The organism is Methanolobus vulcani, assembly GCF_900100715.1.
Lineage (GTDB): Archaea > Halobacteriota > Methanosarcinia > Methanosarcinales > Methanosarcinaceae > Methanolobus > Methanolobus vulcani.
In genome coordinates, this window is sequence record NZ_FNCA01000001.1 from 244452 (window position 1) to 262897 (window position 18446).

The following is an 18446-nucleotide window of genomic DNA, read 5'->3' on the forward strand; positions in this document are numbered from 1 at the left end:
ATGTCTGACATCCCTCATATCCCGGAAAATAAGGAGAAAAAAGAGATTCCAAGAATACTCCTGTCCGCTGGCAGTTCATCTTCTGGTAAGACAACTATAACCATCGGTCTTCTTGCGGCTCTTACGGAAGCCGGATACAAGGTCCAGCCTTACAAGGTTGGACTGGATTATATCGATCCAAGTTATTACACTGAGATCACCGGCCGCAGGGCTCGTAATATAGATGGTTTCCTTATGGACGAAGAGGGTGTAAGGGACGTTTTCATTCACGGTGCGGAAGTTGACAAGGACGCGGATATTGCTATTATCGAAGGTGTCCGTGGTCTCTATGAAGGATTTGACAGCTTTACCGATACTGGCAGCACTGCACAGATTGCCAAGATTCTGAAATGTTCTGTAATTCTGATTATTAATGCAAGGAGCATTACCCGCTCGGCTGCAGCTCTTGTTAATGGTTTTAAGGACTTTGACAAGGATGTGAATATTGTAGGTGTTATTCTCAACAATATTGGTGGTCCAAGGCACACAAAGAAAGCCACTGAAGCTATCGAGCATTACACAGGCATTCCTGTAATCGGTGTAATACACCGCAATAATTCCATGAAGATCTCCATGAGGCATCTTGGCCTTGTTCCTGCAATAGAGGAACGCCGTCGTGCCGATAATTACGATGAGAGGATCGAATTTATCAAGAACAAAATAAAAGACGGTATCCAGATTGACCGTCTGCTTGAAATGGCACATGCTGCACCGGCACTAGAACGTCCTTCAAAGACAGTGTTCACTCCACGTGAGATCGAAGGTGAGCGCCCGGTTATTGGTGTGGCTCTTGATGAGGCTTTTAATTTCTATTACCATGATAATCTTGAGCTTCTGCAACTTGCAGGAGCTGATATCAAATACTTCAGTCCGATACACGACAGTAAACTGCCCTGTGTCGATGGACTCTATCTTGGTGGGGGCTATCCAGAACTTTTTGCTGCAGAACTTGAGGAAAATGTCTCCATGCGCGAGGATGTTCTCGATGCTTCACAATCCGGCATGCCAATATATGCAGAATGTGGCGGCCTGATGTACCTGACCGAAAAGCTCAGTACGGGTGTGAAAGGCAAAGGTGCTCATCATATGGCAGAGATGCCTGAGTCCACTCATGATATGGTTGGTGCACTTCCCGGACATACTCTCATGGGGCATAAGCGCGTTGTAAGTTACAACATTGGTGAACTTGCAGTGGATTCTATCATTGGTAAAACAGGAAATTCTTTCCGTGGTCATGAGTTCCATCATTCTGAGGTGACAGAGATTCCAACTGATGCAAAATTCGCAATCAAACTTTCCCGTGGAACCGGTATAATCGATGGCTGGGACGGACTTACTGTTGATAATACACTTGGTTGCTATGCGCATCTGGTTGCAAGTTCTTACAGGGAGTTTGCAGGGAGTTTTGTAGATTTTGTGATGGAGAACAGATAATTTCTGTTTTATTGTACCCAATCATTTAACAACAATTCCCGACAAAATACTACTACCATCATTTGAGGGAGTAGTACAATGCAATACATCGTTTTCACAGATCTTGACGGGACACTGGTAGATCATGACACATATTCATATGAAGCAGCTTTGCCTGCAATCAATTTATTAAAAGAGAAAGGAATACCGCTTGTATTCTGTACTAGCAAGACCAGAGCGGAGATAGAAGTTTATGTAGATGAACTAAATACAGGGCATCCGTTCATATCTGAGAATGGTGGAGCTATTTTTATCCCACATGCATATTTTGATGTGGATTACGTATCTTCCAGGTCAACTGAAAAGTATGATATAATTGAGCTTGGTACGGATTATAACCTGCTGAGAAATGTCCTGCTGAACATTGCAGCATCTGAAGACCTTTCAATAACCGGTTTTGGAGACATGACAAACGAAGGTGTAAGCCAGGATACTGGCCTTGATCTTGAATCTGCCTGCCTCGCAAAACAAAGGGAATACGATGAGGCTTTCAAAATGGATGGTGATGAGAAAGATGCTGAAACACTCATCAATAAGATCCAGGCAAACGGCTTGAACTACACCCGCGGTGGCAGATACTGGCACATCATCGGAGAGAACGACAAGGGAAAAGCCGTGAACATCCTCACACAAATATATCGCAAGCAATACGGCAATGTAAGAACAATAGGTCTTGGAGACAGCCAGAATGACTATCCAATGCTGAAAGTAGTTGACATAGCATTTTTGGTTCAGAAACATAACGGCAAGCATGATCCAAAAATAACTGATACAAAAATCACCAAAGTTGAAGGCATTGGTCCGGTTGGCTGGAACATGGCAATTTCAGAATTATTGAAATAAAAAACCCAATAATTCCTTTTTTTGTAATTCCAGACAATATTTTTAATTTTTTATAACCATGTTATCTTCAAATTATTTATACTCATAATACAAACTATATAATTGGGAAACGCGGGAACATATAATCTTACAAGAATTGATAGCAATAAAACTGCATATTTTGTATTTCATGTCATCGCGTAAAATGAATCAATAAGTGTGGGATGAGGGATGATACGATTAAAGAATATACTTCCAAAAGCATTTTTAATAGGGATAGTTGAAATGGTGGATATCTCAGGGGTTGAGAAAACTTATGAGTGGATCAATACCCTTGGTATTAAACTGGCTGAAATAGAAGGTCCGGGATTCGAAGGAGCATGGGAGGACAATATAAATTATCTTCCAATCTATCCTTTTGGCAACGAATTAATAGAATTCATTCATATTTATGGTGGGGAGACACCACACCAGTTCACAGAACTTATCAACTACGTGAACAAACTAAAAGAAGATTCAGATGATCCATGGGACTATCCTGCCCTTGTAAGCGTTCTTGATATTTTCCAGAGTAGTTATGTCAAACGTAGAGCTGAACTTGCAGGAGCTCAAATCTATAATGTAGGCAGTAAATCGGTAATTAAAAACATCAAGGTTTACAATGAAGAAGCAATAGAAAAGGCCAGGATGACAAAGGACCAGGTCAACAAAATACTGGACCGTGCTTTTTGTGTGAATAAAGTAGAATACCTTGATAGGTAGAACCTAAAAAGGAGTGATTTTTTGAATTTCTCAGAAGCTGCTAAAATATACGAGAATAGTGTCAGGATCTTAAAAGAAAATCAGCATGAGAACGGGGGGTTCTATGCAAGTCCGCCAGGTACTCGTTACCCATTCATATACCCAAGAGATCATTCAGTGGATGTCCTCGGTGCCGTTGCCGCTGGATTGCTGGATGAAGCTAAGAAAGGACTTGAATTTGTCCTTAATGCCCAGAAACCACTGGGCGAATTCTCCCAGAGATACGATGTAGACGGCAACGACGCAAGTTACAAGGATCTTCAGATAGACGGCAATGGTCTTGTCCTATTTGCCATGGGTAAATACTTTGAAGCCACAGGTGCCTCATTCTTCGATGAGATGGCTGATCGTGAGTTTGTTGAAAAGTATTGGGAGCAGGTATCAAAGGCCGTGGAATTCATACTTATGAACAAGAATGAAGAAGTAGAACTCATTCATACCATTAATAGTATTCATGAATATCCTGCATATGAACACGGCTTTGAGATATATGCAAATTGTGCCTGCTGTGCCGGGATGTTTGCAGCCGTGAGAATGGGAGAAGCTATTAGCAAGGATGTTTCAGAATGGAAAATGGAAGCTCAAAAAATAAAAGACTCCATTCTGACGCGTCTTTATAGTCCCCGAAGGAGGTCATTCATAAAATGCATAAGGGTGAAAGACCGAAATAGCAAACCAATTGGTTACGATGCATTTGCTTCCACCGTAATAGATGTGGATGCCGTGGAGTATTCACCTGCATACTTCGGACTTTTGAGTGATCATGATATAAAAATCAGATCCACTGTAAAAAGAATACATGAAAAACTCTGGGATCCTGAAATTGGGGGACTTAACAGGTATCCTGAGCACTGGGGACGAAATAACGGTGGATATGGTCCATGGTGTCATTTCACATGTCAGCTGGCCAATCATTATATTGAGACCGATAATATGGACATGGCCGAAATGTATCTTGGCTGGGTGGTTGATATGGCTCACAACTGTATGTTGCCCGAGCATATTTCTACTATAGACAGATTTGAACTCTGGCTTGAGGATTATACCAATGCCAAGATACTCAGGGACAGTAAAAAGACCATGATTGAAAATGTACGTTCCCATCCTAAATGGGAAGACGGTCTTGCGTATGTTACAATACCCCTGATCTGGCCGCATGCGGAATACATCAGGGCTTACAGGAATTTTACCAGCAAAATTGACAATGAATATTCTTTCAAATAATTAATATTCATCAGAAAATATGATTTGTAATATCCTTGTAATCTAATAATTATCCAAGGGGAGTAAAGGGAGTGTTTACTAATGGATTTTTACCAGGAAAAGATAACTACAATACATGATTTTTCAACAGATGACGGGGCAGTTGTAAGTCATTTAATAGAACTTTCTAAAACAAGGCCGGCAGCATTGATAATTCCAATGCTGTATAAGGAAATAAAGAGTCCGTGCCTTGCAAAGATACGTGAAGAACTGAATAAATGTGAGTTCATTAACGAGGTTGTCATTTCACTTGCTGCCGACAGCAGAGAAGAATACGAACATGTTGTACGTTTCTTTCGGGAACTTAAATTAGACCACATAGTTGTATGGTGCAATGGTCCTAATGTAACCAGAATTGTAGAGGAAATGAAAGAAAAGGATCTTGATATCACACAGTTCAAAGGTAAAGGAAAGGATGTGTGGATCGCTATAGGTGTTGCAAGTCTGAATTCATACGCAATTGCCCTTCATGATGCGGATATAATAACATATTCCAGAGATTTTCCTGCAAAATTGTTGTATCCGATTCTCAATCCTAAACTCAATTTTCTGTTCAATAAGGGATTCTATGCCCGTATTAACAAAGAGAAGAAAACTATGCATGGAAGAGTATTCCGCCTTTTTGTCCGTCCTTTCATGGCAGCTTTACAGAGGGATGTGAAATACGAATCCTATGTACTTGATTATATCAGCGCTTTCAGATACACTCTGGCAGGTGAATTTGCCCTTACATCCGATATTGCACTACACCTGAGGTTCCCTTCAGACTGGGGACTTGAAATAGGTCTTCTCGCAGAAGTGTACAGAAATAGTTCCCTGAAGCGTACATGCCAGACAGACCTTGGTTTCTATGATCATAAACACAAGGATACGGGAGAGAATATCACCGAAGGTCTTTGTAAGATGGTAAATGATATTGTATTGACTTTTCTCCGCATAGCCAATGAGACCACCAGTGTCCATATTTCACAATCTTTCATTCAGGGACTATATGTAAAATATATACGGTTTGCCCAGGACTTGATCAGGCAACATCATGCTGATGCCATATGTAATAATCTGAAATACGACAGGCATGTTGAGGAGAGATATGTTGAAGTATTTTCCAAGATTCTCCTGAAAACCGGCAATTCTTACCTTGAGACTCCTTTAAGCATACAGATGCCTGACTGGAAAAGGGCATTATCAGCAGTACCTGATCTGAGGGAACTTTTAAGGGATGCAGCTTTACAGGATCTTGAAACCGTAAAATGAAAATTTCATTCCAAAATTACATATCTCATTATAGATGCCTATCAAAAAGTTTTTTTATTTCTTATTTATATTTCTAGATAATATTTTTAATTATTAATTATGCAATTCAAGGATGTATGGAGAACATGTACAATATCTCAGGATTGAAAGGAAGAAAAATCGCCTATTTTTCCATGGAGATAGGACTGAAGAATGAAATGCCTACTTACAGCGGTGGTCTGGGTATTCTGGCAGGAGATACTATAAGGGCGAGTGCTGATCTTGGTCTTCCTTTGATTGCCGTTACTCTTCTTAACAGAAAAGGATATTTTATGCAGAAGCTCGATTCAGAGGGCAGGCAAACAGAACATCATCAGGACTGGGCGCCAGCTGATTATATGGAACTTTTGCCACATGAAGTAACTGTTCAGATACAGAACAAGGACGTAAAGGTCAAAGCATGGCTTTATGAACACAAAAGTATGACTGAAGAGAAAGTTCCCGTACTTTTCCTTGACACTGATCTTGAAGGGAATTCTCCTGATAACAGGCAAATTACTTATAGTCTTTATGGCGGTGACAGGAAATACAGACTCAAGCAGGAGATGATACTTGGTATAGGTGGAGTGAGAATGCTGAACTGCCTGGGTTGTTCCATATCCAAATATCACATGAATGAAGGTCACTCAAGCCTGCTTGCTATTGAACTATTGCGTCAGAACAACATGAATGCTGAAAAGGTTAAAGAACACTGTGTTTTTACTACCCATACGCCAATTAAAAGTGGTCATGATGTTTTTTTGCATGACATTGTACTTGACTTAATGAGTGACTATGTTAATTTTGAAACTCTGAAAAAGTATGGTGGAGAACATGATTTGAACATGACTCTTCTTGGACTGAATCTCTCCAACTATATCAACGGGGTTGCAAAAAGACACAGGGAAATATCCCAGAAGATGTTTCCCGGATACAAGTTCAATTCCATTACTAATGGTGTTCATTCATACACCTGGGTTACCCCACATTTCAGACAACTATATGACAAATATCTACCTGGCTGGGCAAATGAACCTGAACTTCTTGTAAGAGTTAGGAGCATTCCTGATAATGAGATATGGGATGCTCACAAAGCTGCAAAGAAGGAGCTTATTGACTTTGTTAATAGTAAATGTGATACCAAGATGGATTACAATACCCTGACAATTGGCTTTGCTAGACGTGTAACTGAATATAAGAGGCCGACCTTTATCTTTTCAGACCTTAGCAGACTCAGGAAAGTCAATGAAGCAGGTAAGATCCAGTTGATTTTTGCAGGAAAAGCTCATCCTCGCGATACCATGGGTAAGGGATTCATTGAAAAGATACACCAATATGCAAAGGAGCTAAAGGGAGAGATCGAGATTGCTTACCTTGAGAATTATGATATAGACATTGCTATGAAAATGGTTTCAGGCGTGGATATATGGCTTAACAACCCGCAGAAACCACTGGAAGCATCCGGTACAAGTGGAATGAAAGCGGCCCACAATGGTGTTGTGAATTTCAGTGTGCTTGACGGCTGGTGGATAGAAGGTTGTGTAGAAGGTATTACTGGTTATGCCATTGGCCCAAAACCTGAAGATGAGAAAACTCCTGAGCAGATCAGAATGATGGAACTTGACGACCTATATAATAAACTAGAATACATCATGATCCCAAAGTACTATTGCAGGAAGGATGAATGGATAAATCTCATGAATAATTCCATTGAGATGATCGCTTACTATTTCAATAGCCACAGGATGATGCATCGTTATGTTACTGAAGCCTACCTCTAAAGCAGGCTTCACTCTTTTCTTAGCACAAGTTATGCCATTTGTTTCATGGGTTTTTCTTCAATATTTCACATTTCAGATCTTCAAATATAGCTGCATTTTCACGGATAGCTACTTCAGCTTCAATAAAGTTCATATCCTTGCATTCGTTGTAGAATTCCACAAATCTTGCAAGCCAGAGTACACGGAGCGCGTCTATCAGTGTATCATCCTTTGTTTTTGAATATTCCTGAAACATGTGCCAGACACATATTGCCCAGCTTTCTGCATCAAGTGCTGCATTGCCTTCCGGGAATTTATGTGTAATTTCAAGTATCTCTTTCGGCAGTATCCTTTCAAATATCTCATTGTATTCATCATAACGTGTTGCCACTGTTTCCATCATTTTCTCCCTGTTCACCTCCACCGGAACAGGTATAGGTCCATAGTAATCTGAAACTATTATGTCAGTCTTTGCAGGCTTTTCACTCCGGTATGAGTAATAGACTGCCAGATCAAACATAGTTGTAACCACCTGTCTGAACATTGGTATAAGAGATGATTCTGGGTCAAGATACTTTGTTGTAGATTCATGGAGTTTCAGACCTAGCATGGCTTCTCTTATTCTTGCTCTTTCTGCTGCAGCAACGGTTGTAATGAATATGTCGATTCCAAAATCCGAAGGGAAAAGAGGATGATTACGTAATATTTCCATGAGCTTTCTGGAAATACAGAACTCTCCTCCTATTGGTTGCCTGATATCGCTTCCATAATATGCTTTTGTGAATGGGTATGCAAGATTGTTGGTAATAACTCCGTCAAATTTGTCCCGGACATAAAATGGCACTACAAGATCTGTTCTTCCATAGAGAACGGGCATGACCATTTCCTGTATCCATTCTCCTTTGATGGACAAAAGATCCCCGTCTACAAAGGCGACAGTTTTTGAATTAGTTTCATGGGCAATTTCCATTACAGTGTGTATTCCGTCTCCTTTTCCAGGTACTCCCATCTGCTCAATAACTAACTTTTGTACAGGTTCTATTTCAAACATTCCTGCAAGTTCTGCAGTCCTGTCTGTGGAAAAACCATCTGCAACAACAATTAGTGTCCTGTACTGTGAAAGGTATTGTAATACTCCTTCCCTGACAACGTTTATTACGTGAAGTATGGTAGGCTCAACATTTTTAGTAAGGATGCCTATTACTACATCAACTTCACCTATTTCTTCGATTTTGTCTAATATTCCATGACTGAGTTCCATCTAACCTACTCCCCATGGTCAGATCCCTTTCTTACTTTTCCGGAAAATATAGATATATAATATAGGCAGAATTCCCAGTGTATTGATTATCAATATCGCAATAAACCAGTACTTATCATCATTTCTTGCAGCTTTCCATAAACCGACACCTTTCCAAAGTACTTCCCACAGGACCAGTACTATGAAAAAAGCCATGAATGCCGGACTTTGATATGACAGTAGCGTCATTCCTAGCATATTTTACACTCCCATATAAATTTGGATTCTTAGTGTATAAAAGCTTGTCCGTGTTTATACAAAAATTATTTATTAGTATCGTACAGGATAAATAAATTAATTTTAAATATAAGAAATATAGTAATTATGATGGGTTATTGATATGAAATATCATTATTTAAAAACGTTGTTGATTCTGTATATATGTATCTCTTTTATGCTTGCAGGAAATGCAATGGCTGAGACTATTACAGTAGATTTGTCTGGAACTGGAGACTATACGTCTATTCAGGATGCAATTGAAAATGCAAGTTCTGGCGATGACATTGTAGTTTTTCCCGGATTATATTCTGAAAATCTATTGATTAATAAGCCAATAAGTATAAGGTCTGAGTTAAACAATCCTGAAACTGTTGTAATAAGATCAGTTGATAATCAAAATTATGCAATATTTATCAATTCAGATGATGTCGCACTGAAAGGTTTTACTGTAACTGGTGCAGATTCTTCTAAAGCAGTATTCCTTTATGAGTCATCAGGTTGCCTTATAGAGAACAACATCGTTGAATCAAACAAATATGGTATTTACCTCAACAATTCAGATAATAATGAAGTTTTCAATAACACCCTGAAATCTAACACTTATATCGGATTATGCCTCTTTGAAAGTAATGACAATGAAATAAAATCAACGTATTCATCTAATGACTTTATTGGATTTGACCTCGTGAGATCCTGCAACAATACTGTTTTTGAAAATCATTTACAGGACGACAACATATATGGCATATATTTCCATGAATCGTCCCACAACAATTCATTAATCAACAATTCTATAATTCACACTTACTATTATGAAATTTCATCATCAAATGTTAACTCTTTTAGTGTTGATTCTTCAAATATTGATTGTCCTGACGAATTTGAACTTATTACAAAAGAGATACTAATCTCCTCAAACGAAAATGATAGCAAAAATAACACTGATTTAGTATTGAACTCTTACGTTACCCCTAATCTGGCAGTAGCAAGTGGAATTGCATTGTTTTTAAATCGTGACAATACAGGGAACTTAATCTCAGGAAATGATATAGAAGGCAGTTACATGGAAGGAATGTACATCGCTTACGGTTCTTCCGGAAATATGATATATAACAATTATTTCAATAACGATGTAAACCTGAAACAATATTCTAATGCATCTAACAGATGGAATATCGATAAAACAGCAGGAGAAAATATTGTTGGTGGACCTTATCTTGGAGGAAACTGCTGGACCAATCCTGATGGAACAGATTTTTGCCAGACACATCTAGATACTGATGAAGATGGGATCTGTGATGAAACCTATAATCTTAATCAGAATAATGTAGACAATTTACCTCTTTATTCTTATCAGAATCTCCCTCCTGAAGCTTCAATATTCTCAATATCTCCCGGATATGTAAAAACCGGTGAGAACGTTCACTTTGCAGGAATAGGTATTGACTACGATGGTTACATCCAGGAATATAGCTGGGAATCAAGCATTGATGGTAAATTAAGTGATGATGCTTACTTCAGCACAAACACATTGTCACCTGGAAATCATACAATCTATTACAAAGTAAAAGACAATGAAGATGAATGGTCAGCAGAAGTTACAAGTCACTTGACTGTTGAAAATGACAATGAAGCATACATTAGAAGTCAGGTTTATAATGGAAGTGACCTCTTCTCTATTTTTAGAGAGAATGCCATTGACACCGAAACCGGGTATCCTGCAATCGAAATAAACTCTTCAAATTTCAAAGCCTTTAACTATGATCTGGATACCAGTACGGGCAGTGAGTCATTAAGAATTTACAATTCCACAAATACTAACCAATCAACAGATGGCAGAACTCTCGAAGAAGGAAGACTCAATTACAAAACTGAAATACTTCAGGTAGCTTACGAAGCAGACTTTGATAACGAAGAGGTGTATGGATCTACATATCCTACCACCTATCCATCAATAGGATTCTTTGGTGATAGGTATGTATCAATTTCTGATGAAAAGCCAGATGAAATTGCTAAATTACTTTTAGATAGTGACGACACACATGCAATTAGAACAAGTTCTACTTTAGAGCTCCCGGAGGGCTACGAACTTACTGCAAAACAAATTAATATTGAAGGAGATAAAGTCTGGATGGAACTATCCCAAAATGGAGAGTTCATCGAAGATAAAATTATTGATATTTCCAGTGGTCCTGCAACATGGGAATATTATCTGGATATTGGTGATGAAGACAATGTTATTGTTTTTAGATTGCTTGTTACTGACGTATTCATAGGTTCAGTTGACAGAATTGTTATTACTGAAGGTATATGGTTAGTAGACTTTGAAAATCCCATAGATGTAGATGCACGATCAATATTTAATGAAATGGAAGTTCAGCTGGTTGATAATAATTCAATTATTATGAACAATTTGAATAGTATTGTTCTTGAAAAAGATCGTATTATACCGGTTGCCAATGACCTTTGTTTTAAAGTTGCTGATTCAGATGCATTACGTTTCTGTCTGATAAAAACATATAATCAATCAACACAATATGATATCCCAGGTGCTATTGCAACAGGCCCAAAATTATGGGATTATTCTAATTTTGCGGGTCTGTTCTATGATGTTGACAATAATATATCTTCAGAAGTATTGAAAATAGCGGAACCTTTGACAAATACTGAAAAAATAATCCACCCAGGAAACCTTACATACACAACAACTATCCAGAAAACTAATTTCACATGTGATGAATTAAATTCTGACGGAGAGCAATACGAAGTTGTAGGTATACTCGGAGAAAAGTACATACCTTTAGAACAGGGAAATCCGGCAAAACTTGGAAAACTGCTTCTTGATACAAATAAAGAATATGTTGTGACTGGAAGTGGTAATATTGATTTTAAGGATGGCTATGGCATCCATTATTCATACGATGAAGAAGAAGATGATTTGTATATAGACTTTAAAAAAGACAACTGTATATATGGCAGAAGTTCTTTTGATAACAAAATCACTTTTGACCCGGTATCTCAAGATGCTATATGGAAGTGGGAAGATGACATTGCTGGTGTAGACGATGTCAGAGTTATGAAATTGCATATTAAAAAAATAGAAGGACCAGTTTCAAAACAATTTATAATTGATGGTGTTTGGATTTTGGACTTTGAAGATATACTGAATTTTGAGATTTCGGATAAAGAGGGTTTACTAGAAGTAACTGATATTTCAGAGAATTCTATTACTTTCTCAAATTCGGATTATATCAATCTATTATCAGGAGAAAGATTTGATATTTATAATAGTTTGAAATTAGAAGTTGCAGATAACAGTACACTCTATTACTATCCGGTAATTGAAAAGACAATACCTGAAAATACACCAGCAAATATTGATTCTTATGAAACCAGAATAAGAAGTTACCAAAATGACAATCCTACGGTTAATATTCGTTTGGATTATCCCTCTGATGTATTATGGTATTTAGATGGTGATTACAAACAGATCAATTATTCCATAACAGATGCATCCTTTTGTCCAGATACATATGCATCAGGAGATTATGACATAACTGCCTTTGTATCAAATGGAAATGGTACAGATACTGTCAATTGGGAATGGATAATTGTAAAACCACCAACTTCAGTTGATATTACTCATGAAGGAAATATCGAAGTTAGAAGCCCTATATATGACAGTAATGATATAGGAGCTCTTAATAGCAACGGTTCTTATATAGAAATCAATGCATCCAACTTTCCAGGTTTTTACTATGATCTGGACAGAAATCTGTCAACTGAAACCATTTGTATCAAAAACATGACAGATACAGGAACCAGCGACATTAAAATCGGGAAATATGGCATCAACTATCTGACTTCTGTTCAACGGGTGGTGTATAAAGCAGATTTTGAAAACACCAGATATTTACTAAATGAAACTTATCCAATAATAGGAATTTTTGGTGACCCATATGTCCCCATTACAGAAATTAAAACTAGTACAAAATGTCAGTTTGCAAGATTGCTAGTTGACACTGGTAACAAATATACATTAAGAACAAACTCACCCCTTGAACTTGCAGATGGATATGCTCTCACAGCAAAACAGATTGATGTTGAAGGAAATAAAGTCTGGATAGAACTATCCCGAAATGGAGAGTTTGTTGAAGATGAAGTAATAGATGTAAGTGATGGATTAGCAATATGGGAATATTACTCAGACCTTGGAAACGAGTCTCATGTGCTTGTCTACAGACTACTTGTAAGTGACGTATTTCAGGGTCAAGTAGATGCCCTTGTAGTAATAGAAGGAATGTGGATGATCGACAGCAATGAAGATAATCTGCTTGAAATTGGCTATGGTGACAAGTTCAATGAATTAGATGTTGATCTTTTGGATAATAACAGAATTTCCATGTCTAATAATTATGATGACATCATTCTGAAAGCTGGAACTGAGACAGATATAGCACCGTACCTCTCAATAAAGCTCTCAAATTCAAGTGAGCATAATTTCTATCTCAAAAAGGATATTTACTCTACTAATGAATATGAAATTCGGGGCACGGTAGCAACCGGACCAATTACATGGAATGATAAATTATCCTGGGATTACAAGAACTTTGCAGGCTTCGTATATGACTTTGAAGAAAACATAGGAAATGAGCAACTTGATATAAGCCATATTTCAAATACATCTATTGAGGAAGGAGGAATCACATATTTCTCCACACTTCTTCAAAAAGAATATGCTGCAAATTTTACTCCTGAAAACAATGCATCATATAATGAAACGTACCCTATGATTGGTATTTTCGGGGAAGAATATGTATCTCTTAAAGACAACAGACCGGATGAATTAGTAAAACTGATCATCGATTCAGATTCACAATATACTTTGAAAATTGGTTCGCCGCTGGAGTTTTCAGATGGCTATGAATTGGTAGCAAACGATATTGAAGACAATAATACTGCTGTTATAAGCCTATTAAAGAACGGAGAACTACTTTTCAGTGAAAATATAGATTCTTTTGCTGGAGAGTTTACTCTGGAATGTCAGGAAGATATAGGCTTTCAGGAAAATGTTATTTTTCTCCGCACAAATATCAAAGAAATATCCTCTGGACAATCAGACAGTTATATAGTACTGAATGGTATCTGGTTAGTAGATTCTAAAAGTTATCTTGCAATAAATACTAGAGATAGATTTGGAGAATTTGTAGTTGATTCTATCACAGAGAACAATATCCATATGGTTAATTTTAGAAGCATTCCTATAGGAAAGGGATACGAAATAGAACTTGCTGAAGGTATCAAACTAAGAATTGCTGACAGTGATTCATTACGTTTCTATCCTTATAGAGAATATGAACCTACAGGCTCCATAAATAATTGTGTACCATCTGTATCTTCGTTATTCCTTTCAACAAACAGCATAATGTTCGGCTCAGAGATAAGCTTCTACGGTAATGGTACTGATTCAGATGGTTCAATTACTGCCTACAACTGGCGTTCCAACATAGATGGCCAGTTAAGCACAGAATCCAGCTTCACAACGTCCAATCTCTCGGTAGGTAATCATACAATATATTTTAAGATCAAAGATGACAACGGAGACTGGTCCAGCGAAGTATCAACAAATATTCTTGTTAATACAGCTTCAGGCTCCAATTCTGTTTCAACAACCTCCAGCTCCAGTGGTGGCGGAGGAGGCGGTGGTGGAACCACCGGCGAAACCTACGAAAACATCGCATTCAAGGATGTAAAATCAGAGTTTATAACCAAAGATTCAGTCACACACTATGACTTTGATAATGAGAACAATGAAATAGAATTCATCCAGTTCACAGCTTCCCGTAACTGGGGTAAGATATCTGCAACCATTGAATGCCTGCATGATACATCTGCTCTTGTGGACAAGGAACCTGAAGGAACAGTGTACCGAAACCTCAACATATGGGTTGGAAAATCAGGATTCTCAGATTCAGACAATATCAAGGACTGTGTGATTGGATTTAAGGTAAGCAGGCAGTGGCTTGAAGACAATGGAATAGATGAGGGTTCTATAAGGCTGTTGCACTATTCAGATAGAGAATGGGAAGAACTTAATACGGATATGACCGACAAGGATGATGAGTATCTACACTTTGAAGCAAGAACATCAGGATTGTCTCCTTTTGCAATCGTTGGTGATTCTGAGGAAGAAAAACAGAACTCTAATTCAGATTCCGCAAAAATGTCAACAGATTCAGTTGAAAACAATAATGATGTTGAAGAAGAGCTAACTGAAACTGCATTACAAAGCACACCTGGATTTGAATGTGTTACTTCAATAGCCGCATTTGTGCTTGTAATCTGTTGCATGACTCTCATGAGAAAGGACTAAAGCTGAAAGATTTAGTTTTTCGTTCTCGATCTTTTTTATAACCTGCCTATTTTACATTTACAGTTATACTTACATTTTCTGAATTTACAGATAAAACAGTCCACCACGGTTAAATATATAGTACAATATTTGAATCCCTATAACTCTTAAACGCATTCTTATTATTTCAGGTGAATTTTTTGATCGGAAAATTAGTCAAAGAAAAGGTAAGATCCGGGAAACAGGCCATCAACGAGCTTTACAACACCGGATACTATGGTCGTCCAAAGGGCGATGTTCTTGAGCTCACACTTGTTGAAGCCGCATATCTGCTTTATAAGAACAAGCTTGAGATAACTCTTGATGAAAAAAACCTTGGATTTGAAGAGTTTTTCACAGAAGCATCAAAAAGACAGCAGTTCTTTGAACTGAAATACATCGTTTACAAAGACCTCCGTGAAAGAGGCTACTATGTCCAGCCCAGCGTAACTGACTTCAGGGTATATCCAAGAGGCGGCCACCCCGGCAAGACACAGGCAAAGATGTTCGTTTATGTCAGGTCAGAACGTGTACCGATGCTACTAAAAGACTTGCTCACCCAGTATAATGCTGCGCTTAACGTCCGAAAACAAATGGTGCTTGCCATTGTTGACGAGGAAAGTGACATCACATATTATGAAGTAAAAAGACTGGACATTAAAGGCGAGATGGAACAAATTCTCCCTCTGGAAAAGCCTGTATCTGTTACGATGCTCGAAGACCGCGTTCTTGTCTGGGACGGCGAGACATCCAGGCTTCTTTATGAGAACGGCTTTTACGGTAAACCACTTGATAATGAGCGTCTTCAGTTGTCACTTGTGGAATCTGCCTACCTGCTTGATAAAGGCATAATAGACATAAAGGACAGCAATAACGGAATAATTCCTGACATCTCTGAATTCTCCGAAATTGCAGCTTCAATTGATCCTGATTTCACACGCAAGTACAGTGCATATGTTGACCTTCGCAGCAGAGGATTTGTCCCGAAGACCGGCTTTAAGTTCGGTACACACTTCAGGGTTTACAGCGAGTTGCATTCAACTGACAAGCTTCCTCACTCCAAATATCTGATACATGCGATACCACATGATCATGAGTTCTTACTCCCCGTAATGTCCAGAGCCATCAGACTTGCAAATAGCGTACGGAAACAGATGCTCTATGCAGTGAAATTTACTGATGCTATTGAGTACATCGATATTGGTAGAATTAAGATGTGATTATAGAAATAAGAGAGAGCAAACTTCAAAACCGCTCAGACTTAAATAATATACCCGTCTTTGCTTTAGAAGATGTTTGATATAATCGCAGTGGATATTTCCGGGAGACACAAAGTAAATAATGAATATCTCATGGTATGTGCGGCAGTTGCTGTTTCTGTCACTGCAGATCACATAGAGAAAGTCAACCAGATGGCTCTGAGATCTTTCAGGAGTAGATCCGCCCCTGATATCCAATCAGTTGTGAAGATGGTTGAGACCACTGTTTCTGAACTGAAGTCCGATGGTGTCATTGTCACAGAAGCAGGTGATTTCTACAATAAACCCCAATGGTTAATTGATAGTATGTTCACACGGGATTTCAAATATCAGGAATCGATCAGTGAAAGGCGATGCATTGAGATTGCTCACCACGCATCTCTTAGTTCACGAAAGCTTCTTTTAAAAGAACTGGACATCCAGTGAAATGCCCATATAAGGTATCCATATGATGCGTGCTATTTTAGTTAAACGGAATGACCCCAGGTCTGAAGATGAAAAAAATGAGCTTCAGATGAATGAGCTTCGCGAACTTGCCGGAGCCGCAGGCTATGAAATAATTTTTGAAATGATGCAGACACGTCATCCTGACCGTAAATATCATCTTGGAAGGGGAAAGGTTGAGGAACTGGCACAGGTTGTAGTAGACCTGAGACCCGATAAGATAATATTCCACAACCCTCTCAGCACCATGCAGATATATAATATTTCAGAAACATGCCGTTGTGAAACCATTGACAAATTTCAGCTTATCCTTGAGATATTCGCAACCAGAGCCACTACCCACCGTTCTAAATTACAAGTAGAACTTGCAAGACTGGAATATGAACTTCCTCGTGCCAGAGCAGTGATATCTATCCTTAAAAAGGATGAAAGACCTGGTTTTATGGGACTTGGTGGTTATGAGGACTCATATGCACAGGATATCAAGAACCGTATGACACGTATCAGAAATGAGCTTGAAACTATACAGAAGGATAATGAGTCCTTGCGGACACACCGCCATTCAAAAGGCTTCTCACTTGCAGCCCTTGCAGGTTACACTAATGCAGGAAAAAGCACTCTTTTCAATGCACTCGTGGATGAAAATGTCGAGTCAAAGGACATGTTGTTCACCACACTGTTGCCTACCACAAGATCACTTAAAGTAGAGGGTCGTGACATTCTTATCACGGATACTGTAGGATTTATAGAAGACCTTCCACACTGGATGGTTGATGCTTTCAGGTCAACACTTGATGAGATATTCCTTGCAGATGTTGTTCTTCTTGTAGTGGATTCATCGGAGCCTTTCGAGACTGTACGCAAAAAACTTCTTGTATGTCATGAGACAATGTGGGATCAGTTGCAGGATGTTGCCATTGTGACTGTTTTTAACAAGATAGACCTAATCACAGATGATGAACTGCAGGAAAAGTTCACAGGTCTTGCGTATCTTGCACCTAACTCTGTTGCTGTATCTGCAAAAACCGGTTTTGGATTTGAACAACTCAAATCCGAGATTAGAAACATTCTTCCTGAATGGAAAAGGATAGAACTTATAATACCACTATCAGAAGAAGGTATGTCACTTGTAGCATGGATATATGATGAGGGGCTTGTTCACGATATCAATTACACTGATGTAATTTCAATTGATTTTGAAGCAAGGGATAAAGTTATAAATAAAGCCATATCTTTAGTGAATGGACTATCATAACATGTATATACAGCTGTGAGATGTAAAATTTTTCATATACAGCGTTATATATATATGCTATCAGGTAGTTAGTACATATGCGAACGGGAAAACACTCTAATGTACCACCAATCCTATCCAACCACCCAACCACCAAAATTCTATCCCC

12 protein-coding genes are annotated in these 18446 nt (G+C 38.4%); 10 read left to right on the plus strand and 2 right to left on the minus strand.

Features of this window, described 5'->3' with window-relative positions; all coding sequences use genetic code 11:
- From cfbB to glgP, 6 genes are all read left to right on the plus strand, one after another.
- The gene (cfbB, locus tag BLP52_RS01075) at nucleotides 1-1473 is read left to right on the plus strand and encodes a Ni-sirohydrochlorin a,c-diamide synthase (protein ID WP_202905701.1); all 1473 of its coding nucleotides are present in this window, start codon (nucleotides 1-3) and stop codon (nucleotides 1471-1473) included.
- A gap of 78 nt (nucleotides 1474-1551) precedes the next feature.
- A complete protein-coding gene (mpgP, locus tag BLP52_RS01080; protein WP_091707939.1) occupies nucleotides 1552-2355 on the plus strand; it encodes a mannosyl-3-phosphoglycerate phosphatase in 804 nt (267 codons plus the stop codon).
- 210 nt (nucleotides 2356-2565) lie between these two features.
- Nucleotides 2566-3096: a hypothetical protein gene (locus BLP52_RS01085; RefSeq protein ID WP_091707941.1), complete on the plus strand. Its 531-nt coding sequence runs from the start codon at nucleotides 2566-2568 to the stop codon at nucleotides 3094-3096.
- 21 nt (nucleotides 3097-3117) lie between these two features.
- A complete protein-coding gene (locus BLP52_RS01090) occupies nucleotides 3118-4359 on the plus strand; it encodes a glycoside hydrolase family 15 protein (protein ID WP_091707943.1) in 1242 nt (413 codons plus the stop codon).
- Nucleotides 4360-4440: 81 nt separating this feature from the next.
- The gene (gene gpgS / locus BLP52_RS01095; protein ID WP_091707945.1) at nucleotides 4441-5652 is read left to right on the plus strand and encodes a glucosyl-3-phosphoglycerate synthase; all 1212 of its coding nucleotides are present in this window, start codon (nucleotides 4441-4443) and stop codon (nucleotides 5650-5652) included.
- Nucleotides 5653-5777: 125 nt separating this feature from the next.
- Nucleotides 5778-7451 carry an alpha-glucan family phosphorylase gene (gene glgP, locus BLP52_RS01100; RefSeq protein ID WP_338011362.1) on the plus strand — a complete coding sequence of 558 codons (1674 nt, stop codon included), beginning with the start codon at nucleotides 5778-5780 and terminating at the stop codon, nucleotides 7449-7451.
- Nucleotides 7452-7494: 43 nt separating this feature from the next.
- Here glgP and BLP52_RS01105 read toward each other — a convergent pair whose 3' ends face one another.
- Both BLP52_RS01105 and BLP52_RS01110 read right to left on the minus strand, forming a co-directional pair.
- Nucleotides 7495-8691, minus strand: a complete 1197-nt coding sequence (locus BLP52_RS01105) for a glycosyltransferase (protein WP_091707948.1) — start codon at nucleotides 8689-8691, stop codon at nucleotides 7495-7497.
- 18 nt (nucleotides 8692-8709) lie between these two features.
- Nucleotides 8710-8928, minus strand: a complete 219-nt coding sequence (locus tag BLP52_RS01110; RefSeq protein WP_202905702.1) for a DUF5652 family protein — start codon at nucleotides 8926-8928, stop codon at nucleotides 8710-8712.
- A 196-nt stretch (nucleotides 8929-9124) separates the two neighbouring features.
- On the opposite strand from BLP52_RS01110, the gene BLP52_RS01115 reads away from it, so the two are divergent.
- From BLP52_RS01115 to hflX, 4 genes are all read left to right on the plus strand, one after another.
- Nucleotides 9125-15322, plus strand: coding sequence for an S-layer protein domain-containing protein (locus BLP52_RS01115; RefSeq protein WP_162272917.1), 6198 nt, complete (start codon nucleotides 9125-9127; stop codon nucleotides 15320-15322).
- Between the two features lie 179 nt (nucleotides 15323-15501).
- Nucleotides 15502-16560: a tRNA-intron lyase gene (gene endA / locus BLP52_RS01120; protein WP_091707952.1), complete on the plus strand. Its 1059-nt coding sequence runs from the start codon at nucleotides 15502-15504 to the stop codon at nucleotides 16558-16560.
- 72 nt (nucleotides 16561-16632) lie between these two features.
- Entirely contained in the window at nucleotides 16633-17025 is a 393-nt protein-coding gene (locus BLP52_RS01125) for a DUF2209 domain-containing protein (RefSeq protein WP_091707954.1), read from the plus strand.
- A 22-nt stretch (nucleotides 17026-17047) separates the two neighbouring features.
- Nucleotides 17048-18298 carry a GTPase HflX gene (hflX, locus tag BLP52_RS01130; protein WP_091707955.1) on the plus strand — a complete coding sequence of 417 codons (1251 nt, stop codon included), beginning with the start codon at nucleotides 17048-17050 and terminating at the stop codon, nucleotides 18296-18298.
- Nucleotides 18299-18446: the final 148 nt, after the last annotated feature.